This window comes from Parvibaculum lavamentivorans DS-1 (assembly GCF_000017565.1).
GTDB lineage: Bacteria > Pseudomonadota > Alphaproteobacteria > Parvibaculales > Parvibaculaceae > Parvibaculum > Parvibaculum lavamentivorans.
The window spans coordinates 1,176,271-1,203,069 of the sequence record NC_009719.1; the positions used below are offsets into that span (position 1 = coordinate 1,176,271).

Here is a 26,799-nt window from a genome sequence, read left to right on the forward strand (position 1 = left end):
CATCGGTTGATGCGATAATCGCGTTCTGAACCTGAATGCAGGCTGAACCGAAAAGGGAGAGAATGCGGCGGCTGGACATTGGGCCCGGGGACGGAGATAGTAAGGCCGATTTATCAGTTGCGCTTTGGGAGGAGTGGCACGATGACGGAGGAAAAGGGCGAAGCGCGCCTGACGACATGGCAGCTTGTCGCCTATGGTCAGCTCATTGTGCCGCTCGCGGTCATCGGTCTGCCCGTTGCCGTCTACCTTCCACCTTTTTATTCGAGCACGCTCGGCCTCGATCTCGCCGCCGTCGGCTTCATTCTCATGCTGGCGCGTATCTCCGATGTCGTGACGGATCCGCTGATCGGCCGCCTTTCCGACCGCACGCGTACGCGTTTCGGGCGCAGGCGGCCCTGGATCCTCGTTGGCGTTCCCGTCATGGTTGTCTCCGCGCTGATGCTCTTCGTGCCGCCGGGCGAAGTCTCAAACCTCTACCTCCTGATCTGGATTTCCGCGATCTATCTCGGCTACACGCTGATCACGATTCCCTATGGTGCCTGGGGTGCAGAACTCTCGGGCGATTACCGTGAGCGAAACCGCATCACGGGCAGCCGCGAAATGTTTTTGCTGGCCGGTCTCCTGATTGCAATTACGGCGCCCATCATCGGCGCATATTGGAGCGGCTCTCCGGCGGAAGAGGGCGCGGCCAGCCGTTCGGCCGTCGGCGTGCTGGGCTGGCTCACGGCGATCATGCTGCCGATTTGTGCGCTGATCGTCTTTACGTCCGTGCCGGAGCCCCATATCCATGAGACCAAGACCATTCCGTTCCGTCGTGGTCTCCGCGTTGCCATGAAGAACGGTCCGTTCCGTATCATTCTGCTGAGTTCGATCTTTGGTGCGCTCGCAGGCTCGATCAATGTCGGCGTCGTGATCTTCTTCTATGACCACGTTGCGGAAATTGGACAGGCAGGCACCGTTCTCATCTTCGTGCTCTTCGTCGCCGGCGTTGTCGGTTCTCCCTTCTGGGTCTGGTTCGGAGGCCGCGTGGGCAAGCACAAGGCGATCGCGTCCGCCGGAATTGTCTCCATGTTCGTTTTCGCGCTCGTTCCCGCCGTCATCTATCTGGTGAAGCCGGTTGCGCCTGAAGCTGTCATATGGTGCCTCCTCTTCATCACGGTGGTTCAGGGCCTCGCGCTTGGCGCTTCGCCTATCCTCGGCCCTTCGATTATGGCGGACGTTGTCGATCTGGACACGATCAAGAGCGGCGAGCCACGCGCCGCTTTCATGTTTGCTTTTCTCGGCATGGTTCGAAAAATATTTGAGGCTGTAGGCGTCGGCCTCGCGCTGCCGATCCTTGCCTGGGCAGGCTTCAGCGCACAGTCGCGCGAGAATTCGCCCGAAGCGCTCTTCGCCTTGCTCGCCATGTATTGCATGGTTCCGCTGGTGCTCTGGCTCATTTCCATCGTGATTATCCTGCGCTACCCGATCACCCGGGAGCGCCAGGCGAGGCTTCGCGCCGCTCTCGAGCGGCGCATTGCCCGCCATACCGCCTTGCGCCGCATGATGGCCGACTGACTAAGCTTGACAACGGGCCGGTCTGTCTTCACACTTTACCATATGGTTAAGTATCAAGAGCCCATTCTCGACCGCACATTTGCAGCCCTTGCCGATCCGACGCGCCGCGCCTTGCTCGCCCGGCTCGAGGGCGAGGAGAGCGTGTCCGTCAGCGAGCTCGCTCGCCCATTTGCGATGTCGCTTCCGGCGGTAATGAAGCATCTTGATGTGCTGAGCGACGCGGGGCTGGTTGAAAAGCGCAAGGTAGGGCGAACCGTTTCCTGCTCGCTGAATGCCGAACCCATGAGGGAAGCGATGGAGTGGCTGAACCGCTACCGGCGCTTCTGGTCCGACAATCTGGACCGGCTGGCGGCATTCCTCGATGCGGAAGTCGACAACGAAAAAAAGAAACGCCGGAAGGAACCGCCCAAGCGCAAACCTGGCAGAAAAAAATAGGAGACAGCAATGGCTTATGTAGATGGCTTCGTATTGCCTGTTCCGAAGAAGAATCTCGACGCCTACAAGCGCATGGCCCGCAAGGCAGGCAAGGTTTGGATGGAGCACGGGGCGCTCGATTTCAAGGAATGCGCTGGCGACGATCTGAATATTCCCGGCATGCTCAGCTTTCCGAAGGCCATGAAGCTGAAGCCTGGCGAGACTGTTCTCTTCTCCTGGATCACCTACAAGTCACGCGCACATCGCGACAAGGTGAACAAGAAGGTGATGGCGGACCCGCGCTTGTCCGAGGGGCCGAACGCCATGCCCTTCGATCCAAAACGCATGATGTATGGCGGCTTCAAGACACTGGTCGATCTCAACCCCACCCGTACGAAATAGGAGATGTGAAATGACCGCTCCGAAGGTTGCTTCTCGCGAAGAATGGCTCGAGGCGCGCAGGGCGCTTCTGTTGCAGGAAAAGGAAGTGACGAGGGCGCGGGATCGAGTTGCAGCCCTCCGCCGTAACCTGCCCTGGGTCAAGCTTGAGAAGGACTACACATTCGACGGACCGACGGGAAAAGTCTCTCTCTCCGACCTGTTCGGAGGGCGAAGCCAGCTGCTTGTCCAGCATTTCATGCTGACTCCCGGCTCGGATCACATTTGCCCGGGTTGCTCTTTGGGTGCCGACCATGTGGACTCCGCCCGGATGCATTTCGAGAATGCCGACCTTGCCTTCGCCGCAGTCTCTCGCGCCGCACCGGAACAGATTGCGTCGATAAAGAAGCGCATGGGCCGGCGTTTCGAGTGGGTCTCCTCCATCGGCAACAGCTTCAATTATGATTTCGGCGTGTCATTTACTCCGGAAGAGCTCGCAAATGGCAGCGCCGTCTATAATTACGCACCACTGACCTATCAGATGGAAGACTTGCACGGCTTGAGCGTCTTTGCGAAGGATGAAGCGGGCTGCATCTATCATACCTATTCGACCTATGCGCGTGGCTCGGAAATGGCCAACGCCACATTCGGCTATCTCGACATGGTGTCGAAGGGCCGAAACGAGGATGGCATCATGAGTTGGGTGCGGCTGCACGACGAATATGAGGGCGCCGGCGCCTCTTGCTGTCACTCGGCCTAATGCCGGAGGTGAAGTCATGCTGTGTTGTGCAATGGCTGCTTTGGGCGCGCTCGCCGTCCACCGACGGATTCCGCCGATCCGGCCAGGCAGGGCGGTAGCGGTCGTCACCGTCCTTCTGCTGAGCATCTTCTCCACCCAGCACTTCAGCCATTATATGTCACGAGCGGAGGCGAATGACCGGACGTTGCTGGCGGAAATCGCCGCCCAGCCCCTATGCTCGGGGCAATCCGGCCAGGCCATTGCCGCAACAGATCAGGAAGGGATCGCGCCCATCGCTTCGGCCAGAAGTTCGTAGGAGCGCACCCTGTCTTTCTGGTCGTAGGTGATGGTGAGAATGACGAAATCATCCACGCCGAAAGCCTCGCCCATGGCTAGCAACTTTCCGCGCACTTGTTCCGGTGTGCCGGTAATGCCGCGCTTCTCGATCGCCCGTAACATTACCTTGTCCTCATCCGTGTAGGGATAATCAAGTGCTTCTTCGATGGAAGGAAATGCCGCGGCCCGGTTCTGCAGAAGATGCATCACCCAGAGGTTGCGGGAGGCGGAAATCCGCTTCGCTTCTTCCTCGGTTTCCGCCACCGTCACTGAAACAGCAAGTGAGCCGCGGGGGCTGGAGAGAGAGCGGGAGGCCCGAAAATTGCGCCGGTAAAGTTCCAGCGGCTGCGTGCCGGCATCCTGATTGATGAAATGTGCAAAACAATAAGCCATGCCGAACTGCGCGGCGATGATTGCGCCATCTCCGCCGGAACCAAGCATCCACAGGTCCGGCATGCCGGGCCCCCGCGGCGTCGCATGGAGCCCCGTATAGGGATGATCGCCCGGAAAGCCGCCTTCCTCTCCGGCCAGCCCTTGCGCGTCTTCGAGAAACTGGATGAGGAGCTCGACTTGCTGCGGGAAGACGCCGACATCATAGGCCTGAGGGCCCGGCTGCAGCGCACGCGAGGTGCGCATGTCGCCGCCTGGCGCGCGCCCGACGCCGAGGTCGATACGCCCCGGATAGAGCGTTTCCAGCATACGGAAACATTCAGCCACTTTCAGCGGGCTGTAATGCGGCAACATCACGCCGCCCGAACCCACCCGAATGCTGCGCGTCGCGCCTGCCACCGAACCAATCAGAACTTCCGGCGCCGATCCCGCAAAGGACGAGGTGTTGTGGTGTTCAGCCAGCCAGTAGCGGCTGTAGCCAAGCCGCTCCGCATGCCGCGCCAGATCGATTGTATTGGCGACGGCTTCTGCTGCCGTGCCGCCCTTGCGGATCGGTGATTGGTCGAGAACGCTCAGTGTGACCATGGCCGGACCTTCCTCGTGCTGCATTTTCCCTGTGAGGGATATGTGGGTCCGGCGACTACTTTTCGAGCGGTCTCTTCTTCACGCGCTTAACGATGCCCGAAAAATTCAGGAGGATGCGCTCATCCGCGCCATGCCCCGTAAAAACCTGACCTCGCAGGAACACCATACTGCCGGTGTTGCGGACGACTTCCCCGCGGGATTCGACGAACTCGCCGGCTCCGGCCGCTGCCGTGAACTCGCCCGTCAGCGAAACGGTCACGCATGGTCCGTCCAGCACGTCCTTTCCGATGGCAAAAAGCGAATAGTCCGCGAATGTCATAAGCATGCCGCCATGCAGGAAGCCGCCGCCATTGCAATGCGTTGGCGTCGCTTCGAAGGCACAGGTGATGCTTCCGTCTTCATGCCGGCGAAAGAAGAAGGGTCCGGCGTGATCCTCGAAGGGATCGTGTCCATTCCAGGTTTCATAGCCGGCAAGTCTGCTGCTCAAGCTCGTATTCATGGCGCCCCATATCGCAAAATACCCAATGGCGCGATTTCTAGCAGGAAGCCACGCGGTTCCAAAGTCTGCCTGCTCGAAAGCCTGATTTAAGCTCTTCGTTACCTTGCTGCTTCAGACTGCTGGCGCTGCAACTTGCGTGGGTGATGGGAATGGATGCTCTTGTATGGCGAGATAGCGTTGAGGAAAGCGCTGAACTGGTACCTCTGGAGGACCTGTCGGAGCAACCGCTACGGGAGGCTCTGGCCCATTGGGAAGCAGTGCGGGGGCGGCGAGAGATGCCCACCCGGGACGATATAAAGCCATGGCGTTTTCCGGCGCTCTTGCCACGCATCTTCATGATTCGTGTGACCCAGGGCCCGCTGGCCTTCACCTACAGCCTCGTAGGCGACGAAAACGTCGAAGCGCACGGTCTGAATTTCACTGGCGTGGAGGTGCGCTCTCTAGATGATCTGAAGCCTGGCTACGGTGCTTCCATGCATGATTTCTACAGCCGGGTGTACCGCCGCCGGAAGCCGATGGCGGCACGCGGCACAATGAACTTCATTGATCGTGCATTCTGCGCTTTCGAATCCGTATACCTCCCGCTCGCGGATAAATCCGGCGCAATAAGCCACATTATGGGCGCGGCCTGTTATTCGACGGAGGCAATTTGATTGCATAAAATTGTACAGATCGGATTCACGTTCCCTTAGCGGAATCGGAGCACTCTCTAATCGGGCAGCGGCCTTCAGGCCGCGAGGTCAGGGCAGGCGAACTATGCAGATCGCAGCAGGTTACCGAACACCGGATAGCGCGGATGTGATGGCGGAAGCCGATGCCCATGGCATCGCCTTCAGGCGTCTCAAGGAGCTGCGTGAGCCGCTGTGCCGCGACATGCTGGCCTATTGGAACGAGATCCGCGAAGGCCGCTCGATGCCGCGCCCCGACGAAATCGACCCCGTCCGGTTCGCCCGGTACATGCCTAACCTGCTCATGGTGCAGGTCAATTGGCAGCCCTTCGATCTGACCTATCGCCTTCTCGGCGGTGAAGTGGTCAACGCCCACGGCGCGAACTTCCGTGGCCGTCGCGTGCTCGATTCCCCGTCCCACACGGGCCGGTTCAATGAGGTGCTCTTCGCTTTCTACAAGTTCGTCGCGGGGGAAAAGCGCCCTTATGCCGTCTGCGGCACGATGGAATACGTCGCCAAGGGTCCCGTCGAGGTGGAAGCCGTCTACCTGCCGCTCTCGCTTGACGGTTCTTGCACGGACCGCATTTTAGGTGCCGTCGTTTCCCGCCCGCTACCCGGCAAATAGCCCGCCGCTTTCGGCGCTTTTGACCCGTGCTGGTGCTTGGCCTAAATTCCCGCGACCCAGAAACTTTAACGCGGGAAACCAAATGGCCCTCGACGCTGAAACACGCGAACAACTCATCTCTTCCGTCCGCCGCTTTGTCGATGAGCGCCTGCGTCCGATCGAGGATAAGGTCTCGGAATCCGACAAGGTGCCGGACGAGATCGTCGAGGAGATGAAGGAACTCGGCCTTTTCGGTATTTCCGTGCCGGTCGAATATGGCGGCCTCGGCCTCACCATGGAGGAGGAATGCCTCCTCATGTTCGAGCTGGGACGAACCTCACCCGCGTTCCGTTCCGTTATCGGCACCAATGTCGGTATCGGCAGCCAGGGCATTGTCATGCATGGCCGTCAGGACCAAAAGGAATACTGGCTGCCGAAGATCGCCAGCGGCGAAGTCATCGTCAGTTTCGCCCTGACGGAGCCGGAGGCAGGCTCCGATGCTGCCTCCCTGAAAGCCACCGCCATCCGCGACGGCGACCACTACATAGTCAACGGCACCAAGCGCTACATCACGAATGCGAACAAGGCTCATGCCTTCACGTTGCTCGCCCGCACCGACCCGAAAACCCCGGGCGCAAAGGGCGTCTCTGCCTTCATCGTACCTCGCGACATTCCCGGAATTCATGTCGGCAAGCCCGAAAAGAAAATGGGTCAGCAGGGCGCGCATATCTGCGATGTGATCTTCGAGGACGCGCGCATTCCCGCTGATTGCCTGCTCGGCGACACGGAGGGTAGGGGGTTTGTGACCGCCATGCAGGTGCTGGAGCGCGGCCGGCTTCACATCTCGGCCGTTTGTATTGGCGTTGCCGACCGCCTCGTCGAGGATTCGGTCAAGTATGCCGCGGAGCGCAAGCAGTTCGGTGCGCCCATTGGCAATCTCCAGCTCGTGCAGGCCATGCTTGCGGATTCGAAGATGGAAGCCTATGCCGGCCGCTGCATGGTGCTGGATGCTGCCCGCCGCCGCGACGCGGGCGAGGATGTCGCGACCGAAAGTTCCTGCTGTAAACTCTTCTGCTCCGAAGCCGTCGGCCGCATCGCCGATCGTGCCGTGCAGGTGCATGGTGGTGCGGGCTATGTTGCCGACTACGGTATCGAACGCTTCTACCGTGATGTTCGCATTTTCCGTATCTACGAAGGAACCAGCCAGGTTCAGCAGGTCATTATCGCGCGGAACCTGCTGAAGGCGGTGAGCTGAGCGCCATCTCGCGCATCACCACTTCCGTCAGATGTGCGGCGAAGGCCTGAGGGAGCATTGGCTTGTCCCGCGCGGTCACATAGCGATGCACCATGCTCTCGACCATCGCCAGCGACATATAGGCGCTGCGCTTCGGATCGCGGCATGTCGAGCGCGGAAAAGTACCGAGCATTCTCTCCAGCGCGCCGCGCATCAGCCGCTCGCCTTCCTCAAATTTTTTGTAAACATGAGGCGGTCTCGGAGCTTCCTCGAAAATAACGCGGTGAAGTTCCGGATCTTCCATGTGGATATCGAGAACGCAATTGACTGCGGCGTGAACGCATTCCTTCGGCGTGGCGCCCTCCTTTGCCTGAAGGACATCGCCCAACAGGGCGAGCGACGAGCCTATATGCCGCTCCATCAATGCAACAAGTAACGACTCCTTGTTTGGAAAATACTGATAGAGCGATCCGATGGAAACGCCCGCGCGCTCCGCAATCCGGTTCGTTGTTGCTCCCGTCGCTCCGTGCGTCCGGAAAATCTGAGCAGCCGCCTCGAGGATCGTATCGACAGTCGCTTCGGAGCGGCGCTGAACCGGCTTTCTGACACGCTTTTTCGTTGATCCCGAAGCCACTGCTTTCCTCCGTCAAACGCGAGTAGGGCGACCCGCATTCCTTCCCTATTCTTTCCATCATCTTGGCGGGCGAGCTTTTCGTCTGTCAACGTTACGGCACGAATGAGGAAGACGCGCGATGCTCGACGGAATTGATATTCTCTGGGCCTACAACATGCGCATGGCGCCAGGGCTTCTTGCTTTCGCACTTTGTCTCGCGCTCCTCCCTCGCGCCGCTGCAGGCCTCCGGACTGCGCTCTATATCGCGATCTTCATCCTCATTCGCGATGCGATGACGCCGGCGGGCCTCTGGAGCTTTGAAGGCCTTCGAATTTCGTTCTTCAACGAACCGATGGTACTCGCCACGCTTGGTGTTATGTCGGTCCTCGGCGTCATTTTCCTCGTCTCGGTGGAGCGTGACATGCGCCCACTTCTCGTCTGGCGGAAGGGCACGCTCATCGAGGGCGGAATGGTCGGATTGGGTGCCGGCCTCGCCATCGGTATCGGCGCTGCCTCCCTCTCCGGCCTCTCGCCCATGCTGTGGGACTTCACGCCGGGTTTCATACTCGGCCTCGTGATCCTCGCCTATGGCGGCAACTTGCTGGAGGAAGTCCTCTTCCGTGGCTATCTGCAGGGCCGTCTGGAACAGATCGTGACGCCCGTCCGCGCGGCGTTGCTGAGCGGCCTCGTATTTGCGGCTTGCCACTCCTATCTGGCCATCACCGTCACGAATGGGGGTTGGCCCATTCTGGCTTTCACGGCGATCGAAGGTATTGCCTGTGGCTTCGTCCGTCTGCGTTATGGCATCTGGGCGGCAACGCTGACACATGGTACGGCAATCCTGCTCATATCCATGCCCATGCTTGTCTGACTTGCCTCGTGCCGCGCTCGCGGCACAATAAGGACATGACGAAACTCGAGACCCTCTCCGCCAATATCCGTGCATGCCGCCTGTGCATCGAGAGCCCAAGGGGCAGGATGCTGCCCCACGAGCCGCGTCCGGTGCTGCGCGTGTCGTCCACCGCGCGGCTTTGCATCGTGGGTCAGGCACCGGGCACCCGCGTCCATGCTTCCGGCACACCTTTCACCGACCCGAGTGGAGATCGTCTGCGCGATTGGATGGGTGTCACCCCGGAGGAATTCTACGACATCTCGCGCATTGCCATTATACCGATGGGCTTCTGCTTTCCAGGGCTGGACGCGAAAGGCGGCGACCTGCCGCCGCGCCGCGAATGCGCGGATCACTGGCGGCGCGATCTTTTCGAATTGATGCCACAATTGGAACTGACATTGCTCGTCGGCCAGTATGCGCAAGCCTGGCATCTGGGAAAGGCGCGAAAGGAAAGCCTTACAGCGACAGTCGCCGCATGGAGGGAATACCTTCCCCGGCATTTGCCTTTGCCGCATCCTTCGTGGCGCAACAATGCATGGATCAAGAAGCATCCATGGTTTGAAACGGAGCTGCTGCCGGTGCTGAAAAGTGAAGTAAGACGATGCGTTGGAAGCCCGGTATGAGGCGTGGAATGCGCTTCCTCGCCGGTCTTTTCGTCGCCGTCTTTTGCACCGCGGCCTGCGCACCGAGGCTTATGGCAGTCGGCGAACCCGTCTTTGACCCAAGGCTCGAAGTTGTGGCGGCCTCCACCACTGCTGTCATGGCCGATGGTGCAACGCTTCCACTGCTCGTCTTTCAGGCGCAGGAGCCGCGCGCGGTCGTCGTCGCCCTTCATGGCTTCAACGATTATTCAAATTCGTTTTCGGATCCGGGCCCGGGGCCTTGGCTCGCGGCCCAGGGCATTTCAGTCTACGCGATCGATCAGCGGGGTTTCGGCCGCGCGCCGGGGCAGGGGCTCTGGGCGGGCGATACGCGCATGGCGGAAGACGCCGCAAGTGCGGTGAAGCTGGTGCGCAGCCGTTACCCGGACCTCCCCGTCTATCTGCTCGGCACCAGCATGGGCGGCGCCGTAGCAATGCGAACGATGACGCTTCCGGACCCGCCCGAAGTGGATGGGCTCATCTTGTCGGCCCCGGCAGTCTGGGGCTGGCGTTCAATGAATGATTTTTACAAGGTCGTGCTCTGGGCGTCCGCGCGTGTCGTGCCGTCGTATAAGGTAACGGGGCGCGGGCTCCAGATAATGCCTTCGGACAATGTCGAGATGCTTCGTGCCCTTGGGCGTGACCCGTTGGTCATCAAGGCGACGCGTATCGATACGATCTATGGGCTCGTCGATCTCATGGATAGCGCCTATGCGGCCGCGGCTCATCTGGATGTACCGGTGCTTCTTCTCTATGGCGCTAAAGATGAGATCGTGCCTGCGCCGCCAGTCGGTGAAGCACTTGCCGCCATGAGGCGCGCTGGCACGGACGTTGACGTAGCGTGCTACCCTGACGGCTATCACATGCTGCTGCGCGACCTGCAACGCGAAATCGTATGGCAGGACATTGCTGCTTGGATCGGAAGTACGCAGACAGCTCTGCCCTCGGGCCTTGACGATATAGAACCTTGCGGGCTGCATCCGGACGCCTGGTGAGCGGATGAGCTTATGCGTTCTGGAAGATCGCCGCTTCTTCGTCGGCCTTCTCGTCGCCAAACCGGATTTTGATCTCCCTTTCGAGATCGGCCATGAGCTCGGGCACATTGGCGAGGTGCGGCCGTTCCGCCTTTATGATTGAACGGAAAAGCTTCGCCTTCAATTGCGCCAGGTCGATGCCCGATTTCGCCACGGCCCCGGGTGCGCTGCTCGCCACGATGTCGACCAGCCTGTCTGCAGCGTGAAGCCGCCCCCATAGATAATCATTCTCTCTGGCGCGGCGGCTGAAAAAGGCGGCGAAGTAGCCGAGGTCGCGGCCCATCAGTGTCGCCGGTGCGCCGCCCTCGCGGATCGCCTTGGCGTCTTCCGGGCTGATGCGGTCCACCTGCACCGTGTCCACATCGTCGAGATCCTGCCATTTGTTGAGCGGCAGCGTCAGCACATCGAAAAATGGAAACCCGACATATGCTTGCAGCAGTTCGACGCGAACTTCCGCCGGAAGCGGCATCTGGGCGAGCTGCGTAAAGGCCTCATCCACTTCGCGGTCGAGGCCGACAAGGTTCAGCCTCGGTGCGACATGCGCCGTGAAGCCATCGATTTCGTGGGGTTCGGCCACGCCGTCATCATAGATCGCCTTGCACAGAAGCGTTGTTTCAGTCGAGCGCAGCCGCGTCCTGGTTTCTGACTGCAGCCGTTCGAGGCTTCTGTAAAGCTGTGCCTTGAAATCGTCGAGGGCATCGGGATTGTAATAAATGTTCTCGCCTGCCCCGATCCCTTCATAGAGTTCGTTGAGACGCCGAACCACGAAGCGCAGCCGCCTCACGCGGAAGCCGACATCGAACTCGCGCAGGAAGCGCACCCAGGAGTCTTCCTTGCTGGGCTCCATGCCCTGCGTCGCGTGGGTAAACCAGTGCACAGGAAAAATCTCGCGCTCTTTCGCCCACGCTTCCACTGCGCGCGAAAGGGCAAGCCGGTCGCTGGGGTGATGCACCGCCTCGCTCAGATCGGCGATGATCCCGGTGATCTGGTCTAGCACCGAGGAAACCTTGAGCTGAATGTATGCGTCATACGCATATCCCGCCTCGAGCGCCGCCTGCGCGTTGGCACTGTTCCTGAGCGAGGCCAGAAGCTCGGGCGTCGGGTCTGTCAGCGCCTTTCCGTCGAAAAGGCGTGCGATCCGCTGGCGAACATGAGGCCGCGTTGCGGATACGATTTGCCGGTAGCGCCTCACGCGCTCTGAAAAATCGTGCAGAGCTTCCAGCTCATCGCGCACCGGCTGGTTTCGGGGAATATCGGAGAGCGCACCGCGTATCGTATGGAAAAATCCGGGTGCTGCACCGCCAGCTTCCAGGCGACCGCCCTTCGGATCAGGGTCGATATAGACCACGCGCCTGTCCACTTCCCGGTAAGCGGGCCGCCCGCGAATGGCCGTGATGGCCTCGGCGAAAGGTTTGTTGTTGAGAACGCTGCCATCGATGAAAGAGGCTTTCACGGGGTCGGAGCCTGCCGCGATCAACGGCTTGAAGTTCTCGTGCAGAAATTCCTCGCGCGTGGACCACTCCAGTTCGCGGTCATTGAGAACCTTCTCGATCTCTCCTATTCGCGCCGGTGGAAAAGCACCGGGAAATGACGATGTCGCCCGCGCGGCAAAAACGAGGCCTGGTACATGCTCGCGATCGAAATCGCTGTCGATGGCGCCGCTCGGGTGCTGGAAGTAGGAAAATTTCAGGATATGCCTGTGCTCCCGCTCCCGGATTGAAACGGGATCATGCAGGGGGATATGTTGGCTGTAGCCGTGAAAATCGGTCACTGAGACGATGAGGTCGAGCCGATGTCCTGTCGGCAGCAGTGACGCATTTGCCGGTGCTGCCTCGCCCATGGAGAGGCAGGCATCGAGCAGCATTCCGCTCATGATCGCGCCGGAAAAGGGCGGTTGAAACCATCGCGAGCGCGTAAAGAGTTGCAGCTTTTGACGCATCTCGATGTCGGGCGCATAGCGCGAAAGCCATTTGTCGGTCAGCCCCCAGAAAATGGGCTTCATGAAAAGCTTGTCCCACTTTCCGGCGAGGTGCTTCTCGTCCATCAGCGCCACGATATCCGCCTGCTCCAGCCACATTTTTCGGTGCGAATCCATCGGCAGGTCGTGCGCCAGCGCGCGCGCCAGCAATACGCCGTTGATCCCACCGGCCGAAGCGCCCGCGATCGTGTCGACGAAGACGCGCAGCTCGAGTGACTGGCCGATCGCCTGGATTAACTCGAAATAGAGTTCTTCGGTATCCGTCTCCCGGTCGTCGTGATCCACGTCGAGATAGGTGGCGGAAGCCTGGTGCGAGCGGGCGAGGTCGTGGTGATAGACACGTGACGCCCGGACGAGCTTCAGAATTTCCTTCGTCACCCCGTGCATATAGACGGCAAGAGAGACGCCGCCGTAGCACACCAGAGCGAGCCTGAGTTCCTTTTCCTTCATATGCCCGTCACCGCCCGGATCGCCGCCCCCGCATGCAAGGTGCGGGCTGGAATTGCTGACAGTTTAGAGGACCAGACTTTCATGACCAATTAACGTTATTGCCGCGATTTGTACGCGGGCTCCCTTTCGCAGTCTGTGCCTGATAGGTCCTATCACGCTGATTTTAAAGAATTTTCGGCGGTAAACCTGGAACGTATCTCGCCATCAACCTGCCCCCGTTCTTCGACGAGCCGACAATTTTTCGCTGCTTCCAGAGCCGCGCGCGGCCTCATACCAATGTATGCTTTTCTGGCACCGCCCCGTGCCCACAATGCCAGCCGAAACGACCAGGCCGGAGGGAGGCACTAATGCACGAGGCAAGTGATGGGCAAGTTTCAACAGGGGCCGGCCTCGATGGTCGGCGGGGTGGCAGGCCGAAATGTCTTCGAGCAGCCCGCAAACCGCAAAGCAGCCGGCCGATGATGTTGCGTCTGTTATTGTGCGCCCCGGCACGGGTGCACTCATGACGAACACGCTCTACCGCCTTGCCGCCGTCGCGATGGCGGTTTTCATCTTTCTGGTCGACTTGTCACCTATCGCTGGCGCGGTTGCTGTTCTCTATGTTCTCGTTATCCTCACCGCATCTCGGGTGCAACGTGTCGAGGAAATCGTCGCCGCCGCCAGTCTCAGCATTGCACTGACCATCGCGGCTTATCTTCTGTCCCACGATCTCGGTACGCTGGGGCCCGCTACGCTGCGGGCCGGTGTCAGCATCGGCGCCATCGCCATCGCGACGCTGCTTACGCTTCAGAATCTCGCCGCCACCCGTGCGCTGTCGTCGCAGGCGCGCCTGCTCAACTTGTCGCACGACATGATGTTCGCGCGAGATCCGTCCGGTCTCGTCACGTTCTGGAACCACGCCGCGGAAGCCACTTATGGCTGGGCGGCCTCCGAGGCGGTCGGCCGCTCCGCCGATGAGTTGCTCCAGACGCGATATCCCGAAAACCGCGATGCCATCGAGACATGCGTGATCGGGAGCGGCCGGTGGGAGGGGACGCTTGAACACCGCACAAGAACCGGGGCATGGCTCGTCCTCGAAAGCCGGTGGGCAGCGGAGTACGACAGTCGCGGCCGCATGGTCCGCGTACTGGAGACCCACACCGACGTCACGGAGCGCAACCAGGCCCAGGATTCGCTTAATCTGGCGCGGGCCGAATTGGCCCATGCCACACGCGTGGCGACCCTTGGCGAGCTGACCGCGTCCATCGCACATGAGGTCAACCAGCCATTGATGGCGGTCGTCACCAACGGCGAAGCCGGCCTGCGGTGGCTGCGCCGCGATCCGCCCGATTTGACGGAAGTCGAAATGGCAATCGGGCAGGTGGTTGCCGAGGGCCGCCGCGCCGGTGAGATCGTCAAGCGGGTCCGGGAGTTTCTCAGGAAGGCCCCGTCGCGTCCCGCGGATATCGACGTCCTATCTCTCGTCGAGGACGCAGCCGCACTGGTCCGACATGATCTCGCCCGCGCAGAGGTTACCCTCACCTTGGCCATCGAGCCGGATATTCCGAAGATTCGAGGCGACCGGGTCCAGTTCCAGCAGGTGCTGGTCAATCTGATGGTGAACGCGGCTCAGGCGATGGCCGACCGGACGCTGCCCCGCCGTCTCGCGGTCGATGCGAGGCGGAACGGAACGGCGGCGGTCGAAGTCCTCGTCAGGGACAACGGTCCCGGTATCGCTCCGGAACATCTGGAGCGTCTGTTCGAACCCTTCTTCACAACAAAACCGGACGGCATGGGCATGGGGCTCGCGATCTGTCGCACCACGGCAGAAACATATGGCGCCACCCTCTCGGTCGAGAGCGTCTTGCACGAAGGCACGGCCTTCCGCTTCTCCATTCCCGTCATGCAGCAGGAGATGAAGCCATGATCCGAAATTCCGCAAGGAGCGTGCCTCCGGCTCCGGAAGGACCGTTCGTCGCGGTCGTCGATGACGAACAGCCCGTCCGCCAGGCCCTGGACAGCCTCTTCCGCTCGATGGGGCTCGCGACACGGTTGTTCGCGTCGCCCGCGGAGTTGCTGGCGGCCGACCTGCCGGGCACCGAAGGCTGCCTCGTACTCGATATACGTCTGCCCGGCATCAACGGTGATGAACAAGCAGGTCGCGGGCATGATGGGCCTCAGCGAGATCACGGTGAAGATTCATCGTGGAAATGTCATGCGCAAGATGGCCGCCAAGTCCCTGGCGGATCTCGTCCGGCAGGCAGAGCTGCTGGGTCTTCCCCGCCCTTGAGGCACATCGGGCAAACCTCTGTATAATTCCAAGGCGGGCCGCAATCCGCCATACCGAGATCATGGCAACGCACTGCTTTGTTTTCGTGCCAGACCGCACGAAGGACCGTTAATAATGTTAAAAATTCCGACAGTCGCGATCGTCGACGACGACGGCGGCGTCCGCACATCCCTGACCAGCCTCGTCAGGTCGCTCGGCTACCAGGTCCGCGCTTATACCTCGGCGCGCGAGTTCCTCGACGACAAGCAATCGCCGGAGCCCGACTGCATGATAGCGGACATCCAGATGCCGCATATGACGGGCGATCGGTTGCAGGCTGTTCTGAGCTCCAGCGGCCGGTCCTTCCCGATCATCTTCATGACCGCCTTCCCAAGCGAAGCGGTACGGGATCGCGTTATGGCTGCCGGCGCCCGGGATTATCTCGAAAAACCCCCCGACAGCGACGTGATCGCCCGTCGGCTCGCCGATCTGTTGGGCCCCCGATAGTCCTCATACCTTCGGATGAACAAAGCCGACGAGCGTACAATATACATGTGACCCGGGGCCTTCTAGCTTGCTCACCGTTCGATAGATGGGGAGCGGTTCATGAGAGAAGACGCAGAAACAACCCTGATGCCTGATCTTTCCAGGGCAGCGTCGCTGGACGCGAATGCCCTTTCGCGCCGCCAGCTGTTGGTGCTGGCCGCAGCGGGAGGAGCGGCTTCCATCATTTCTTCCGTCCCGGGCTTCGCCTCGGCCTCGCCATTGACCCAGAATCTCACAGGAGATGTACCGATGACTAGCTACGTAACCACCAGGGATGGCGTCGATATTTTCTATAAGGACTGGGGGCCGAAGGATGCGCAGCCAATCATGTTTCATCATGGCTGGCCGCTCTCGTCCGACGACTGGGACGCACAGATGCTCTTTTTCGTCCAGAATGGCTATCGCGTGGTTGCTCATGATCGGCGCGGTCACGGGCGTTCGAGTCAGGTCTCCGAAGGCCACGATATGGACCACTACGCCGCCGATGCTTTCGCCGTCGTCGAGCACCTCGATCTGAAGAATGTCGTTCATATCGGACACTCGACCGGCGGCGGCGAAGTCGCCCGTTATGTGGCGAAGTTCGGCCAGCCGGCGGGCCGCGTTGCGAAGGCAGTGCTGGTCAGCGCCGTTCCGCCGCTAATGGTCAAGACGGAGGCCAATCCGGGTGGGACACCGATAGAGGTTTTCGACGGCTTTCGTGCTGCACTGGTGGCCAACCGGGCGCAGTTCTACCTCGACGTCGCGTCCGGTCCCTTCTACGGCTTTAATCGCGAAGGCGTGAAGGCATCGCAGGGTGTGATCGGCAATTGGTGGCGGCAAGGCATGAACGGCAGCGCCAAGGCGCACTATGACGGCATCAAGGCCTTCTCAGAGACCGACCAGACCGAAGATCTGAAAGCAATCTCGGTGCCGGTGCTCGTTACGCATGGTGACGACGATCAGATCGTTCCGTACAAGGACGCCAGCCTTCTCAGCGTCAAGCTGGTACAAAACGGAACGCTCAAGATTTACCCCGGCTTTTCGCATGGCATGCTGACCACGCAGGCCGAAACTCTTAATCCCGACCTGCTGGCTTTTGTGAAGAGCTAGGCTGACGTGACAGACGCGCGACACCCTGACAGGCGGAAGCATGAAACGCCTCATGCTTCTGCCGCCACACGTTTGCGCATAGGGGGTTTTGAGAAGCGCCTGACGAGAGTTGCGGCGAACGGCAACCTGCGAGCGCCGAAGATCTAACCCATTGAATTTTCTTCTGAATTCAGTGGTGGACGGTACTGGACTCGAACCAGTGACCCCTGCGATGTGAACACAGTGCTCTACCAACTGAGCTAACCGTCCGTCCGAGGTGCCCGTCTATAGGCTTTGCGCCCTCGCCAAGTCAAGCCGTAGTCGGCCTGCTTTTGCGCCCCTCTTCATGCGGTATGCTGTCCGGCAAACGCGGCGGCAGGCCGGGAGGAAGGGGAGGGGCGAGCATGGCGGAAAAAGCCGGTTTCAGGACATTGATCACGCTGGGTCGCCTGACCCTTCGCTCGCTTGGCCGGTCCTTCAGGCCGCGCGGTATAGGTCCCGCCGCGGGTGCGCCTTTCGAGCGCGGCATGGCGTCTCTCCTGGCGGATCCGGTGGTTGCCGCCTCGGTCCGGGAGGCGCGCGTGCTCTCCCTCACGCCGGAAGGCAGCTGGCTTGCTGCCGGCATCGAGGTCGCGCCGGGCGATGAGGTGACGGTTCTCGCGGCAGGCGGCTTCTGGGCATCCCGTGTGCTTGATCTCGGCTTCGGCGCGCGCATCGGCGTCTGGCTCCGCGCGGGTGAGGCGGGTGCCATCGCGAAAACCCCGTCCAATGCCTCGACCGTCCGGATGGAGGAGGGCGGCCCTCTTCATATTGTTGCAAAGCCGCCAGGCGAATGGCTGGACGAGCAGGGGCGTTTCGACCCCGCCTTCCCCCGCGGCGGTGTGGCCGGCGCTATCGGCGTTTGCGTAATTGTCTGGAAAGGCCCCGCGCTTTCAGGTCTCGAGGCAATGTCGCGCGCAGGCGATTACGAAGGGCTAGTGGCGCGCGCTCTGGAAAGCCTGCGCAATCCGGTGCCGGCACCGGCCGGTTGGCGCTACCTCTGGCGTCTCGGCAATGGCGAAATCTTCCGCGAGAAAAAATCCGGCGATACGCACAGCATATGTTGCCACACGGCGGGGGATGTCGGCATTCTCCAGTTCCCGGCGGATTTTCCGTTGACGGAGAATACAAGGCTGCGCTGGCGCTGGAAGGCGGACAGGCTTCCTTGTGATCTGCCTGAGGATATTCAACCCACGCATGACTATCTGTCGATCGCCGTCGAGTTCGAGAACGGTCAGGACCTCACCTACATGTGGTCCTCCTCGCTTGCGGAAGGAACGATTTTTCGTTGCCCGCTGCCATATTGGGATCAGGTCGAGACGCATTGGGTGCTGCGGTCGAACCCAGCCCATCTCGGTCGCTGGCTTCACGAGGAGCAGCCGCTCAAGGCCGACTACATGAAAGCCGTCGGCGTGCCCCCGCAGCGCATCGTGAAGATCTGGCTGATTGCGGTCAGCGTTTTCCAGCGCCATGAGGGCATCTGCGAATATGCCGATATCGAACTGGTCGACGGCGACAAGGTGCTGAAAATTCTCTAGCCGAAATGCGCCGGCATCAGCTTCGCCAGCGCCGCATCGAACTGATCGAAATGATCGATCACCGCATCCGCGCCGAGTTCGGGCACGGGTATGCGCGTATAGCCGAAGCTGACACAGATCGAAGGCAGCCCGGCGTTCTTCGCCGCGTCGATATCCGTCTCGCTGTCGCCTACCATCAGCGCATGCGCCCTGTCGCCGCCGAGCAGCCGGATCGCCTCGAACAGATGTTCCGGGTCCGGCTTCTTCACCGCCAGCGTATCGCCGCCGATCACGACCGGGAAATAATGGTCGATGGCGAGCATCTCCAGAAGGCTCCGCGACAGATGCTCCACCTTGTTGGTGCAGACGGCCATCAGTGCGCCGCGCGCCTCCAGCCTGTCGAGCACATCGCGTACCCCCGGCCAGAGCTTCGTGTGGTCGGCGATGTGCTTGCCGTAATAGGCGATGAATTCCTCGAAGCTCCGGTCGAGTTCTTCCTCGCTTGCAGGGTCTCCCGTCTCGCGGAAGCCCCGGTCCAGCAGCAGCCGTGCGCCGCCGCCCACAAGATGCCGCACCCGTGCTTCCGGCACGCGGCCCCGGCCATGCATCTCCAGGACGACATTCATTGTCTCGCAGAGATCCGCCGCCGTATCGGCGAGCGTACCGTCGAGATCGAAAAGCAGGACAGGGCGTGGTGACATGGCGGTACCGGCAAAATGAACCCGCGTCTGTCTCGCACGGCCGCTTATGCGCTGGCAAGCCTCTCCTCGAGACGCGCCTTCACGCCCGGCCATTCCTCCCGGATGATCGAGAAATAAACCGAATCGCGGATATGTCCGTCTGGCAGCACCATGTGGCGGCGGAAAATACCTTCCCGGAGCGCGCCGAGCTTCGCGATTGCCGCCTGCGAGCGCAGGTTTCTCGCATCGGTTTTGAATTCGATGCGGTTGAGGCCCAGCTCTTCGAAGCCATGGCCGAGCAGCATCAGCTTGCAGGCGGGGTTTACGCGGCCGCCCCAGACGGCAGGCGCGTACCACGTGCCGCCGATCTCGGCGCGCAGATCCTTCGCCGCAATGTTGAGATAGCGGGTCGAGCCGACAATCGCCCCATCCGCCAGGTTTCTCACCGCCCATATGGTCTCGCTTTGTTGCTCGTTAAGCGAGAGCGACCAGTCGAACCAGCGGTGGAAGCCGTCGCCGGCGCCGTCATAGGGCATATAGCGCCATATCTCGGCCGCGCCCGCCGCCGCGGCAAGCGCCTCTCGGTGCGCTTCCGCCAGCGGTTCGAGCCGCACGGCACTGTTCTCGATCGGTACGGCCGGAAATCCGCTGGCGCTCATGATTATGGTTCCTTCGTTAGCAGCTCTGCGTAGAACCGTGCCGCCGGCAACGAAAGGTCCATTTTCTTCTTCGGAAGAGGGCCGCTTGTCGGCCATACTCTCTTCATGTCGGTTCTCACTCGGTATCAGACGCGGATGGCGGTGCCCGGGCGGGACGAGCAGAAGCTCGGCCGGCTCATCGTCGCCTGCTGGCGCGAGGCCTATCCCGGCATTCTGCCTCAGCCGCTTCTCGACGGGTTGAATGCCGACAGGGAAACCGCCAAGTGGCGTCACAGCCTGCGCAACGGCATCGCCTGGATCGCGGAGCAGTCGGGAGAGCCGGTCGGCGTCGGCCATATCGACGGTGCGGAGGTGACGACGCTCTACACCCGCCGTGCCGATCAGGGCATGGGGCTCGGTGCCGAACTTCTTTTTCGTCTCTTCGATGAAATAACCTGCCTCGGCCGCCGCGAGGCGTTTCTCTGGGCACTTGAGGATAACGCCCGCGCCCGCGCCTTTTACGAGCGCATGGGTGGCCGCCTCGTCGCGCGTCGTCCCGTCGGCTTCGCTCGCTACCCGAAAATCACGGAAGTCCGTTACGATTTCGTGCTGGATTGAGCTGTCTCAGTCGGCTGCTTTCAGCCCTTCGCGCGCCCAGTCGCCGAGGCCGGCAATGGTGCGGTCGTAGCAGGCGAGCCCGTTCATCAGCACATTTTCCTGCCAGGATTTCCGGCGCGGCGCATAGTCGTCGCGGATCTCCTCGAAATAGCCCGGCGCTTCCGGCGCGTCGAAGCCGCCGACAAAGCGCAGCCAGCGCTCGAGCATCGGCACGCGCATGGCTTTCGCCGCATTGGTTTTCACCTGTGCCGAACGAAACTCCACGACAGCGCCGCTGAAATGCGCCTGCCCGGCAAGCATTTCCTCAATGCCCCAGAACATGATGCCCCGCCGCGTCGGCCGCTTGGAACCCCACATGGCATCGACTGTTTTTGGATCGAGCGCCTCGCGACCCCACCAGTGCGAGGCTCGCGCGAAACCCGGTCCCTTCGGATCGGAGAAACAGAGATAGATCAGTTCTCCGTCGCCCGCAGGCCCCGAATGCCAGTCGATAAATCCCACGCGATGCGTGCGCGGCAGTTCGCGCGCCACGATTTCCCGCATGGTGAGGTTCGACCACTCAGGCGCCGTCCCGCCGAAATGATAGCCGTCCGGATGCGTATATTGGCCGCGGCTTATCGCATCTTCCAGCGCCCATTGTCCGTGACGCTCGATGAAGCGTGCGCCGCCTGTCAGCATCTTCTGCACGGCATCGTCGTCCAGCGTGGTGGGGCAGAGAAGGGGATGAAGCTCGCCGTAAAGCGGATTCTCTGGGTGCGGCTTTGTATGGTCGAGAAAATTGCGGTTCACATCGACGTTGTTTTCCGTGCCCCTGAGGCCCCAGGCAAAGCCGAAAGGGTTCACCGCATGCACCAGCAGCACCGCAACGCCCTGCGGCAGCGAAGCAGGGCCGCCCTCCCGGATCCACGCCGTCTGCACCGCCGAGCCGCCATATCCCTCGGCGCCATGCGTCCCGCATGTATTCAGCAGCACCGTCTCCGCATTTGCCGGTCCGAACCATGCGGTATCGGTGAAAAGTCTGGTTTCGCCGGGCCCCTTGGCATGCTGGTTTTCATAGTGCCGCAGCCGGCCGCCGGCCGCCTCCGCCGCAGCCAGAAACTGCGCCCGCGCCTCCACATAGGTATCGGAAAAGAGCTCGTTCGCCTTCATGCGTTTCCGTCTTGTCTGCGGGCTTTCCGCCACCCGCCCGGGGATGCTAACAAGGATATAGTCATGTCCGCCCTGAAGCCTATATGACGCGTGCAGGCACTGAAACGCAAGAAAGCCCGCCGCGCTCCCACATTCCAAGGATTTCCCCCATGACGCTCGCTTCGCGCCTCAAGGACAAGACATTGCTGAAGACCCGCTGCTACATCGGCGGCAAATGGGTAGGGGAGGATGCAAGGCAGATAGATGTGCAGGATCCGGCGACAGGTGATGTCATAGCGCAGGTGCCATCCCTCGGTGCCGCCGAAACCAGGGCTGCGATAGAGTCTGCCAATACCGCGCAAAAGGCCTGGGCCGCCCGCCCGGCGAAAGACCGTTCGGTAATCCTTCGCCGCTGGTTCGACCTGATGATGCAGAACCAGGACGATCTTGCGGCCATCCTCACGGCGGAGCAGGGCAAGCCGCTCGCCGAGGCGAAAGGCGAAATCGCCTATGCCGCCGCCTTCATCGAGTTCTATGCCGAAGAGGCCAAGCGCGTTTACGGCTCCATCGTTCCCGCGCCTGCATCCGATCGCCGTATCGTCGTGCTGAAACAACCCGTCGGCGTCTGCGCCGCCATCACGCCATGGAATTTTCCGGCCGCCATGATCACGCGGAAAGCGGCCCCCGCTCTCGCCTCTGGCTGCGCGATGGTCGTAAAGCCAGCCACCATGACGCCGCTCTCCGCCTTCGCCCTCGCCGAGCTTGCGGAGCGGGCAGGGCTTCCCGCCGGTCTCCTCAGCATCGTCACCGGCAAGGCGGGCGAGATCGGAGGCGAGCTGACATCAAGCGCGCTGGTTCGCAAGGTCACCTTCACCGGCTCCACCGAGATCGGCAAGGATCTGATGCGCCAGTCGGCGTCGACGGTGAAGAAGATTTCGCTCGAACTCGGTGGCAACGCACCCTTCCTCGTCTTCGACGATGCGGATATCGACGCCGCGGTCGAAGGTGCCGTCGCCTCCAAATACCGCAACACCGGCCAGACCTGCATCTGCACAAACCGTTTCCTCGTCCAGGCGGGCGTCTATGATGAATTCGTTCGCAAGCTCGCCGAAAAAGTGGCGACGCTGAAAGTCGGCTCCGGCTTCGAGGAAGGTGTCGCGCAAGGACCTCTGATCGAAATGGCCGCCGTCGAGAAAGTCGAGGAGCATGTCGCGGATGCCGTCGCCGGCGGTGCGAAAATTCTCACCGGCGGCAAGCGCCACGCGAAGGGTGGCACCTTCTTCGAGCCGACAGTCATTGCCGGCATGAAACGCGGCATGAAGGCCGCGCAGGAAGAAACCTTCGGGCCCCTCGCGCCCGTCTTCCGCTTCGATACGGAAGAAGAAGCCATCGAAATGGCGAACGACACGCCCTTCGGCCTTGCTTCTTATTTCTATACGCGTGATATCGGCCGCGTCTGGCGCGTCGCGGAGGCGCTGGAATGCGGCCTCGTCGGCGTCAATGCAGGATTGATTTCCACGGAGCTCGCGCCCTTCGGCGGCTTCAAGGAATCGGGCGTCGGCCGCGAGGGTGGTCCATGGGGAATGGAAGAATTCCTCGAAGTGAAATATGTCGCAATGGCGGGGCTCTGAAGCATGAATGCTGACGATCAGAAGAAAGCGGCGGCTGTCCGCGCGCTTGAGTTCGTGAAACCCGGCATGAAACTGGGCATGGGAACCGGCTCCACGGCGGAACATTTCGTCCGCGCGCTGGGCGAAAAGGTGAAGGCGGGTCTCGATATTGTCGGCGTGCCAACCTCGGAGCGCACGGCCAAACTCGCCGCCAGCCTCGGTATCCCCCTCACCAATCTCGACGATACGCCGCATCTCGATATTACGGTCGATGGCGCCGACGAGCTCGATGGCAAGCTCCGCCTCATCAAGGGCGGCGGCGGCGCATTGCTGCGCGAGAAGATCGTCGCCACGGCGTCCGACCGCATGATCGTCATTGCGGATGCATCGAAGCTCGTGAAGACACTTGGCTCATTCCCGCTCCCCGTCGAGGTCATCCCCTTCGGCAGCGCCGTGACGGCCCGCAAGATTGCGGAAGTCGCGAGCGCCCATGGATGCACCGGCAAGATGTCCCGCCGCGCCGACGAATATGGCGAGCCCTTCTTCACCGACAGCGAAAACTTCATCTATGACTGTGCCTTCGGCTCCATCCCGGACCCGGACGGCCTCTCCGCGGCGCTGAACCGCATTCCGGGCGTCGTCGATAATGGTTTGTTTATCGGTATCGCCGCTATGGCCATTGTCGGAACGGACAAGGGTACCGATATCATCGAAGCGTAATAAGAAAAGCGGAGCCGGAAGTATGGCCAAATACGACTACGACCTCTTCGTCATCGGCGCGGGCTCCGGCGGCGTGCGTGCGGCGCGCATCGCGGCCAACTACGGCGCGAAGGTCGCGGTCGCGGAGGAATATCGCGTCGGCGGCACCTGCGTCATTCGCGGCTGCGTCCCGAAAAAGCTCTTCGTCTATGCAAGCCACTTCTCTGAAGATTTCGAGGACGCGAAAGGCTTCGGCTGGACAGTCGGCGAAACCTCGTTCGACTGGAAGACGCTGGTCGCCAACAAGGACAAGGAAATCGATCGCCTGAACGGCATCTATATCCGCAATCTCGAAAAGGCCGGCGTCGAGATCATCAATAGCCGCGCCACGCTGAAAGACGCGCATACCCTGCACCTCGTCGGCGAGAACCGCGACGTCACGGCGGATAAAATCCTCATCGCTGTCGGCGCCTCCCCCTTCCTGCCGGACATTCCGGGCATCGAGCACGCCATCACCTCCAACGAGGCATTCCACCTGGAGGAATTGCCCGAAAGCATCATCGTCGTCGGCGGCGGCTATATCGCGGTCGAGTTCGCCGGTATCTTCAACGGCCTGGGCGTCAAGACGCAGCAGCTCTATCGCGGCTCCCTCTTCATGCGCGGTTTCGACAACGACCTGCGCGAGCTTCTCCAGGAGGAGATGGTGAAGAAGGGCGTGGATCTCCGCATGAATAGCGACATAGCCGCCATCGAAAAGAAAGACGGCGAACTTCATGTGAAGCTCGTTAATGGCGACGAGTTGAAAGCAGGCGCCGTCATGTATGCAACGGGCCGAAACCCGAACACGAAAAATCTCGGTCTGGAAGAGGCGGGTGTGCAGCTCGGCATGGCGGGTGAGGTCATCGTCGATGACTATTCGAAGACCTGCGTCGACAACATCTATGCCGTCGGCGACGTCACGGACCGCGCCAACCTCACCCCCGTCGCCATCCGCGAAGGCCACGCCTTCGCCGACACGGTCTATGGCGGCAAGGATGTGAAGGTCGATCACTCGATCATCCCGACGGCCATCTTCTCCCAGCCGGAAATGGGCACCGTCGGCCTCACAGAGGCGCAGGCCCGCGAACAATATGATGAAGTCGACATCTACAAGACCGGCTTTCGCGGCCTGAAGAACACGCTTTCGGGCTCGCAGGAAAAGACCTTCATGAAGCTCGTCGTGGATGCGAAGTCGGACAAAATGCTCGGCGTCCACCTGATGGGTCCGGCCTCCGGCGAGCTCATTCAGGCCATCGGCATCGCCGTCACCATGGGCGCCACCAAGGCCCAGTTCGACGCCACGATCGCCGTCCACCCCACCGCGGCGGAAGAACTGGTGACGATGAAGGAGAGATGGCAGGCCCCGGTGGTCAAGGCGGCGGATTAACCGCTTTTCCACGTCCTTCAGCCGGATCAAGGGCTTAGTCTTCCCTTTAGAGCCCTTGTGGACTATAACTCCGCCTTCCATATGAGGAGCGTGCGGCGCCGCCGGGCATCAGCCCCGAAGCCCGCGCGCTTTCTTGCGTTTCGGAGAGAAGACGATGGCTGATACCTGGAAACCGGAGAGCTGGCGCGCCAAACCCGCGAAGCATCTCCCGAGCTACCCGGATGAAGCGGCTCTGGCCGCCGTGGAAGCGCGCCTGCGCTCCTATCCGCCGCTCGTTTTTGCAGGTGAGGCCCGCAAGCTGAAGGCCGACCTCGCCGAGGTCTGCGAGGGCCGTGCATTCCTCCTCCAGGGCGGTGATTGCGCCGAAAGCTTCGCCGAATTCTCCGCCGACAATATCCGCGACACCTTCCGCGTGCTGCTGCAGATGGCGGTTGTGCTCACCTTCGCCGCCGCCTCGCCGGTCGTGAAGGTCGGCCGCATCGCCGGCCAGTTCGCGAAGCCGCGTTCGTCCGCCACCGAAACCATCGGCGACGTGACGCTGCCGTCCTATCTCGGCGACAACATCAACGGTATCGAGTTCGACGAGAAATCGCGCGTGCCCGATCCCGAAAGGCTGCTCCGCGCCTATTCGCAATCGGCCTCGACGCTGAATCTCATTCGCGCCTTCGCGAATGGCGGCTATGCCGATCTCGATTTCGTGCATCGCTGGAATCTGGGCTTCGTCTCCGACAGCGCCGAAGGTGCGCGCTACGAGGAACTGGCGAACCGCATCACGGAAGCGCTCGATTTCATGCGCGCCTGTGGCATCGACAGCGCCACGCAGCCCCAGCTTCACACGACGGATTTCTACACCAGCCACGAGGCCCTGCTGCTCGGCTACGAACAGGCGATGACGCGCATCGACAGCACGACGGGCGATTGGTACGACACCTCCGCCCACATGCTCTGGATCGGCGACCGCACGCGCCAGCCCGATCACGGCCATGTCGAATACATGCGTGGCATCAAGAACCCGATCGGCATGAAATGCGGCCCCTCCCTCGATCCCGAGGAGCTTGTGCGTCTCACCGACATTCTCAATCCGAAGAACGAGCCGGGCCGCTTGACGCTCATCTGCCGCTTCGGCGCCGAGAATGTCGAGAAGCACCTGCCGCAGCTCATCCGCGCCATCGAGCGCGAGGGCAAGAAGGTGGTCTGGTCCTGCGACCCGATGCACGGCAACACCATCAAGGCGTCGTCCGGCTACAAGACGCGGCCCGTGGACCGCATCCTCGCCGAAGTACAGGCCTTCATGGCCGTGCACCGCGCCGAAGGCACCCATGCCGGCGGCGTCCATTTCGAAATGACCGGCCAGAACGTCACCGAATGCATCGGCGGCGCGCAGGCGATTTCGGAAACGCAACTCGGCGACCGCTACCACACGCATTGCGACCCGCGCCTCAACGCCAGCCAGTCGCTGGAACTCGCCTTCCTCATCGCGGAAGGCCTGAAGAAGGAGCGCCTGGAAGCCCTGCGCGCCGAACCCGTCGCCGCCCTCGGCGCCTGGTAAGAAGCGCACACGGACCAAATG

26 protein-coding genes, 1 tRNA gene and 1 pseudogene are annotated in these 26,799 nt (G+C 61.4%); 20 read left to right on the forward strand and 8 right to left on the reverse strand.

Features of this window, described 5'->3' with window-relative positions; genetic code table 11:
- Positions 1–141 precede the first annotated feature (141 nt).
- The 4 genes from PLAV_RS05445 to PLAV_RS05460 are packed head-to-tail and all read left to right on the forward strand — an operon-like array spanning position 142 to position 3,109.
- Positions 142–1,557 carry an MFS transporter gene (locus PLAV_RS05445; RefSeq protein ID WP_012109948.1) on the forward strand — a complete coding sequence of 472 codons (1,416 nt, stop codon included), beginning with the start codon at positions 142–144 and terminating at the stop codon, positions 1,555–1,557.
- A 42-nt stretch (positions 1,558–1,599) separates the two neighbouring features.
- Positions 1,600–1,992 carry an ArsR/SmtB family transcription factor gene (locus PLAV_RS05450; RefSeq protein WP_041535864.1) on the forward strand — a complete coding sequence of 131 codons (393 nt, stop codon included), beginning with the start codon at positions 1,600–1,602 and terminating at the stop codon, positions 1,990–1,992.
- 9 nt (positions 1,993–2,001) lie between these two features.
- Complete coding sequence (locus tag PLAV_RS05455; RefSeq protein ID WP_012109950.1) at positions 2,002–2,373, forward strand: DUF1428 domain-containing protein; 372 nt, start codon at positions 2,002–2,004, stop codon at positions 2,371–2,373.
- 10 nt (positions 2,374–2,383) lie between these two features.
- Positions 2,384–3,109, forward strand: coding sequence for a DUF899 domain-containing protein (locus tag PLAV_RS05460; RefSeq protein ID WP_012109951.1), 726 nt, complete (start codon positions 2,384–2,386; stop codon positions 3,107–3,109).
- A gap of 252 nt (positions 3,110–3,361) precedes the next feature.
- Here PLAV_RS05460 and PLAV_RS05470 read toward each other — a convergent pair whose 3' ends face one another.
- Both PLAV_RS05470 and PLAV_RS05475 read right to left on the reverse strand, forming a co-directional pair.
- Positions 3,362–4,399 (reverse strand): LLM class flavin-dependent oxidoreductase, encoded by a 1,038-nt coding sequence (locus PLAV_RS05470; RefSeq protein WP_012109952.1) that lies wholly within the window; start codon positions 4,397–4,399, stop codon positions 3,362–3,364.
- Positions 4,400–4,454: 55 nt separating this feature from the next.
- Positions 4,455–4,886 carry a PaaI family thioesterase gene (locus PLAV_RS05475; RefSeq protein WP_202944005.1) on the reverse strand — a complete coding sequence of 144 codons (432 nt, stop codon included), beginning with the start codon at positions 4,884–4,886 and terminating at the stop codon, positions 4,455–4,457.
- 161 nt (positions 4,887–5,047) lie between these two features.
- Here PLAV_RS05475 and PLAV_RS05480 point away from each other — a divergent pair, with 161 nt between their 5' ends.
- The 3 genes from PLAV_RS05480 (at position 5,048) to PLAV_RS05490 (ending at position 7,425) form a co-directional block, all read left to right on the forward strand.
- Positions 5,048–5,551, forward strand: a complete 504-nt coding sequence (locus PLAV_RS05480; RefSeq protein WP_012109954.1) for a PAS domain-containing protein — start codon at positions 5,048–5,050, stop codon at positions 5,549–5,551.
- A 103-nt stretch (positions 5,552–5,654) separates the two neighbouring features.
- The gene (locus PLAV_RS05485; RefSeq protein ID WP_012109955.1) at positions 5,655–6,191 is read left to right on the forward strand and encodes a PAS domain-containing protein; all 537 of its coding nucleotides are present in this window, start codon (positions 5,655–5,657) and stop codon (positions 6,189–6,191) included.
- Between the two features lie 82 nt (positions 6,192–6,273).
- On the forward strand, positions 6,274–7,425 hold the full coding sequence (locus tag PLAV_RS05490) for an acyl-CoA dehydrogenase family protein (protein ID WP_012109956.1): 1,152 nt from the start codon (positions 6,274–6,276) through the stop codon (positions 7,423–7,425).
- On the opposite strand, the gene PLAV_RS05495 is transcribed toward PLAV_RS05490, so the two are convergent.
- Positions 7,391–8,038 (reverse strand): TetR/AcrR family transcriptional regulator, encoded by a 648-nt coding sequence (locus PLAV_RS05495; protein WP_012109957.1) that lies wholly within the window; start codon positions 8,036–8,038, stop codon positions 7,391–7,393. The genes PLAV_RS05490 and PLAV_RS05495 overlap by 35 nt on opposite strands.
- Before the next feature lie 118 nt (positions 8,039–8,156).
- Between PLAV_RS05495 and PLAV_RS05500 the strand changes: the two genes are divergently transcribed.
- From PLAV_RS05500 to PLAV_RS05510, 3 genes are read left to right on the forward strand one after another with little or no spacing between them, the layout of a single operon-like run.
- Positions 8,157–8,888 carry a CPBP family intramembrane glutamic endopeptidase gene (locus PLAV_RS05500; protein ID WP_012109958.1) on the forward strand — a complete coding sequence of 244 codons (732 nt, stop codon included), beginning with the start codon at positions 8,157–8,159 and terminating at the stop codon, positions 8,886–8,888.
- A gap of 35 nt (positions 8,889–8,923) precedes the next feature.
- Positions 8,924–9,532 (forward strand): uracil-DNA glycosylase family protein, encoded by a 609-nt coding sequence (locus PLAV_RS05505; protein ID WP_041535867.1) that lies wholly within the window; start codon positions 8,924–8,926, stop codon positions 9,530–9,532.
- Positions 9,529–10,545, forward strand: a complete 1,017-nt coding sequence (locus PLAV_RS05510; protein WP_168713178.1) for an alpha/beta hydrolase — start codon at positions 9,529–9,531, stop codon at positions 10,543–10,545. Before PLAV_RS05505 ends, PLAV_RS05510 begins: the two co-directional genes overlap by 4 nt.
- A gap of 10 nt (positions 10,546–10,555) precedes the next feature.
- On the opposite strand, the gene PLAV_RS05515 is transcribed toward PLAV_RS05510, so the two are convergent.
- Complete coding sequence (locus PLAV_RS05515; protein ID WP_012109961.1) at positions 10,556–13,012, reverse strand: patatin-like protein; 2,457 nt, start codon at positions 13,010–13,012, stop codon at positions 10,556–10,558.
- Positions 13,013–13,514: 502 nt separating this feature from the next.
- On the opposite strand from PLAV_RS05515, the gene PLAV_RS05520 reads away from it, so the two are divergent.
- The 4 genes and pseudogenes from PLAV_RS05520 to PLAV_RS05530 all read left to right on the forward strand — a co-directional run bounded on the left by PLAV_RS05520 (position 13,515) and on the right by PLAV_RS05530 (position 16,895).
- A complete protein-coding gene (locus PLAV_RS05520) occupies positions 13,515–14,918 on the forward strand; it encodes a sensor histidine kinase (protein WP_041536388.1) in 1,404 nt (467 codons plus the stop codon).
- Positions 14,915–15,281: pseudogene (locus PLAV_RS19280) on the forward strand (response regulator transcription factor). The gene PLAV_RS05520 and the pseudogene PLAV_RS19280 overlap by 4 nt, the downstream one beginning before the upstream one ends.
- A gap of 114 nt (positions 15,282–15,395) precedes the next feature.
- Positions 15,396–15,767 carry a response regulator transcription factor gene (locus PLAV_RS05525; protein WP_012109963.1) on the forward strand — a complete coding sequence of 124 codons (372 nt, stop codon included), beginning with the start codon at positions 15,396–15,398 and terminating at the stop codon, positions 15,765–15,767.
- 288 nt (positions 15,768–16,055) lie between these two features.
- Positions 16,056–16,895 (forward strand): alpha/beta fold hydrolase, encoded by an 840-nt coding sequence (locus PLAV_RS05530; RefSeq protein ID WP_425357299.1) that lies wholly within the window; start codon positions 16,056–16,058, stop codon positions 16,893–16,895.
- Positions 16,896–17,068: 173 nt separating this feature from the next.
- Here the strand turns inward: PLAV_RS05530 and PLAV_RS05535 are convergent.
- Positions 17,069–17,144: transfer RNA gene (locus PLAV_RS05535), tRNA-Val, on the reverse strand.
- Between the two features lie 134 nt (positions 17,145–17,278).
- On the opposite strand from PLAV_RS05535, the gene PLAV_RS05540 reads away from it, so the two are divergent.
- Positions 17,279–18,451 carry a DUF3047 domain-containing protein gene (locus PLAV_RS05540; RefSeq protein ID WP_012109965.1) on the forward strand — a complete coding sequence of 391 codons (1,173 nt, stop codon included), beginning with the start codon at positions 17,279–17,281 and terminating at the stop codon, positions 18,449–18,451.
- Here PLAV_RS05540 and PLAV_RS05545 read toward each other — a convergent pair.
- Together PLAV_RS05545 and PLAV_RS05550 are read right to left on the reverse strand one after the other, a co-directional pair.
- Entirely contained in the window at positions 18,448–19,131 is a 684-nt protein-coding gene (locus PLAV_RS05545) for an HAD family hydrolase (protein ID WP_012109966.1), read from the reverse strand. The two genes, PLAV_RS05540 and PLAV_RS05545, sit on opposite strands and share 4 nt — an antisense overlap.
- Before the next feature lie 44 nt (positions 19,132–19,175).
- A complete protein-coding gene (locus PLAV_RS05550; protein ID WP_012109967.1) occupies positions 19,176–19,769 on the reverse strand; it encodes a GNAT family N-acetyltransferase in 594 nt (197 codons plus the stop codon).
- A 105-nt stretch (positions 19,770–19,874) separates the two neighbouring features.
- Between PLAV_RS05550 and PLAV_RS05555 the strand changes: the two genes are divergently transcribed.
- Positions 19,875–20,366, forward strand: a complete 492-nt coding sequence (locus tag PLAV_RS05555; RefSeq protein ID WP_012109968.1) for a GNAT family N-acetyltransferase — start codon at positions 19,875–19,877, stop codon at positions 20,364–20,366.
- Between the two features lie 6 nt (positions 20,367–20,372).
- On the opposite strand, the gene PLAV_RS05560 is transcribed toward PLAV_RS05555, so the two are convergent.
- Positions 20,373–21,515 (reverse strand): M14 family metallopeptidase, encoded by a 1,143-nt coding sequence (locus tag PLAV_RS05560; protein WP_049767720.1) that lies wholly within the window; start codon positions 21,513–21,515, stop codon positions 20,373–20,375.
- Positions 21,516–21,664: 149 nt separating this feature from the next.
- Here PLAV_RS05560 and PLAV_RS05565 point away from each other — a divergent pair, with 149 nt between their 5' ends.
- From PLAV_RS05565 to PLAV_RS05580, 4 genes are all read left to right on the forward strand, one after another.
- Positions 21,665–23,125: an NAD-dependent succinate-semialdehyde dehydrogenase gene (locus tag PLAV_RS05565; protein WP_012109970.1), complete on the forward strand. Its 1,461-nt coding sequence runs from the start codon at positions 21,665–21,667 to the stop codon at positions 23,123–23,125.
- A 3-nt stretch (positions 23,126–23,128) separates the two neighbouring features.
- Entirely contained in the window at positions 23,129–23,824 is a 696-nt protein-coding gene (gene rpiA / locus PLAV_RS05570; RefSeq protein WP_012109971.1) for a ribose-5-phosphate isomerase RpiA, read from the forward strand.
- A gap of 22 nt (positions 23,825–23,846) precedes the next feature.
- Complete coding sequence (gene gor / locus PLAV_RS05575) at positions 23,847–25,229, forward strand: glutathione-disulfide reductase (RefSeq protein WP_012109972.1); 1,383 nt, start codon at positions 23,847–23,849, stop codon at positions 25,227–25,229.
- 154 nt (positions 25,230–25,383) lie between these two features.
- Positions 25,384–26,778 carry a class II 3-deoxy-7-phosphoheptulonate synthase gene (locus PLAV_RS05580; protein WP_012109973.1) on the forward strand — a complete coding sequence of 465 codons (1,395 nt, stop codon included), beginning with the start codon at positions 25,384–25,386 and terminating at the stop codon, positions 26,776–26,778.
- The last annotated feature ends 21 nt before the right edge of the window (positions 26,779–26,799 follow it).

Excerpts from the sequence above, each read along its gene's own strand:
- PLAV_RS05545 (WP_012109966.1), bottom strand. The coding sequence starts at position 19,131 with ATGTCACCACGCCCTGTCCTGCTTTTCGATCTCGACGGTACGCTCGCC.
- PLAV_RS05480 (WP_012109954.1), top strand. The coding sequence starts at position 5,048 with ATGGATGCTCTTGTATGGCGAGATAGCGTTGAGGAAAGCGCTGAACTG.
- rpiA (WP_012109971.1), top strand. The coding sequence starts at position 23,129 with ATGAATGCTGACGATCAGAAGAAAGCGGCGGCTGTCCGCGCGCTTGAG.
- PLAV_RS05550 (WP_012109967.1), bottom strand. The coding sequence starts at position 19,769 with ATGAGCGCCAGCGGATTTCCGGCCGTACCGATCGAGAACAGTGCCGTG.
- PLAV_RS05445 (WP_012109948.1), top strand. The coding sequence starts at position 142 with ATGACGGAGGAAAAGGGCGAAGCGCGCCTGACGACATGGCAGCTTGTC.
- PLAV_RS05510 (WP_168713178.1), top strand. The coding sequence starts at position 9,529 with ATGAGGCGTGGAATGCGCTTCCTCGCCGGTCTTTTCGTCGCCGTCTTT.
- PLAV_RS05530 (WP_425357299.1), top strand. The coding sequence starts at position 16,056 with ATGACTAGCTACGTAACCACCAGGGATGGCGTCGATATTTTCTATAAG.
- PLAV_RS05580 (WP_012109973.1), top strand. The coding sequence starts at position 25,384 with ATGGCTGATACCTGGAAACCGGAGAGCTGGCGCGCCAAACCCGCGAAG.
- PLAV_RS05520 (WP_041536388.1), top strand. The coding sequence starts at position 13,515 with ATGACGAACACGCTCTACCGCCTTGCCGCCGTCGCGATGGCGGTTTTC.
- PLAV_RS05485 (WP_012109955.1), top strand. The coding sequence starts at position 5,655 with ATGCAGATCGCAGCAGGTTACCGAACACCGGATAGCGCGGATGTGATG.
- PLAV_RS05505 (WP_041535867.1), top strand. The coding sequence starts at position 8,924 with ATGACGAAACTCGAGACCCTCTCCGCCAATATCCGTGCATGCCGCCTG.
- PLAV_RS05565 (WP_012109970.1), top strand. The coding sequence starts at position 21,665 with ATGACGCTCGCTTCGCGCCTCAAGGACAAGACATTGCTGAAGACCCGC.
- PLAV_RS05560 (WP_049767720.1), bottom strand. The coding sequence starts at position 21,515 with ATGAAGGCGAACGAGCTCTTTTCCGATACCTATGTGGAGGCGCGGGCG.
- PLAV_RS05470 (WP_012109952.1), bottom strand. The coding sequence starts at position 4,399 with ATGGTCACACTGAGCGTTCTCGACCAATCACCGATCCGCAAGGGCGGC.
- PLAV_RS05490 (WP_012109956.1), top strand. The coding sequence starts at position 6,274 with ATGGCCCTCGACGCTGAAACACGCGAACAACTCATCTCTTCCGTCCGC.
- gor (WP_012109972.1), top strand. The coding sequence starts at position 23,847 with ATGGCCAAATACGACTACGACCTCTTCGTCATCGGCGCGGGCTCCGGC.
- PLAV_RS05540 (WP_012109965.1), top strand. The coding sequence starts at position 17,279 with ATGGCGGAAAAAGCCGGTTTCAGGACATTGATCACGCTGGGTCGCCTG.
- PLAV_RS05525 (WP_012109963.1), top strand. The coding sequence starts at position 15,396 with ATGTTAAAAATTCCGACAGTCGCGATCGTCGACGACGACGGCGGCGTC.
- PLAV_RS05450 (WP_041535864.1), top strand. The coding sequence starts at position 1,600 with ATGGTTAAGTATCAAGAGCCCATTCTCGACCGCACATTTGCAGCCCTT.
- PLAV_RS05515 (WP_012109961.1), bottom strand. The coding sequence starts at position 13,012 with ATGAAGGAAAAGGAACTCAGGCTCGCTCTGGTGTGCTACGGCGGCGTC.
- PLAV_RS05555 (WP_012109968.1), top strand. The coding sequence starts at position 19,875 with ATGTCGGTTCTCACTCGGTATCAGACGCGGATGGCGGTGCCCGGGCGG.
- PLAV_RS05500 (WP_012109958.1), top strand. The coding sequence starts at position 8,157 with ATGCTCGACGGAATTGATATTCTCTGGGCCTACAACATGCGCATGGCG.
- PLAV_RS05455 (WP_012109950.1), top strand. The coding sequence starts at position 2,002 with ATGGCTTATGTAGATGGCTTCGTATTGCCTGTTCCGAAGAAGAATCTC.
- PLAV_RS05460 (WP_012109951.1), top strand. The coding sequence starts at position 2,384 with ATGACCGCTCCGAAGGTTGCTTCTCGCGAAGAATGGCTCGAGGCGCGC.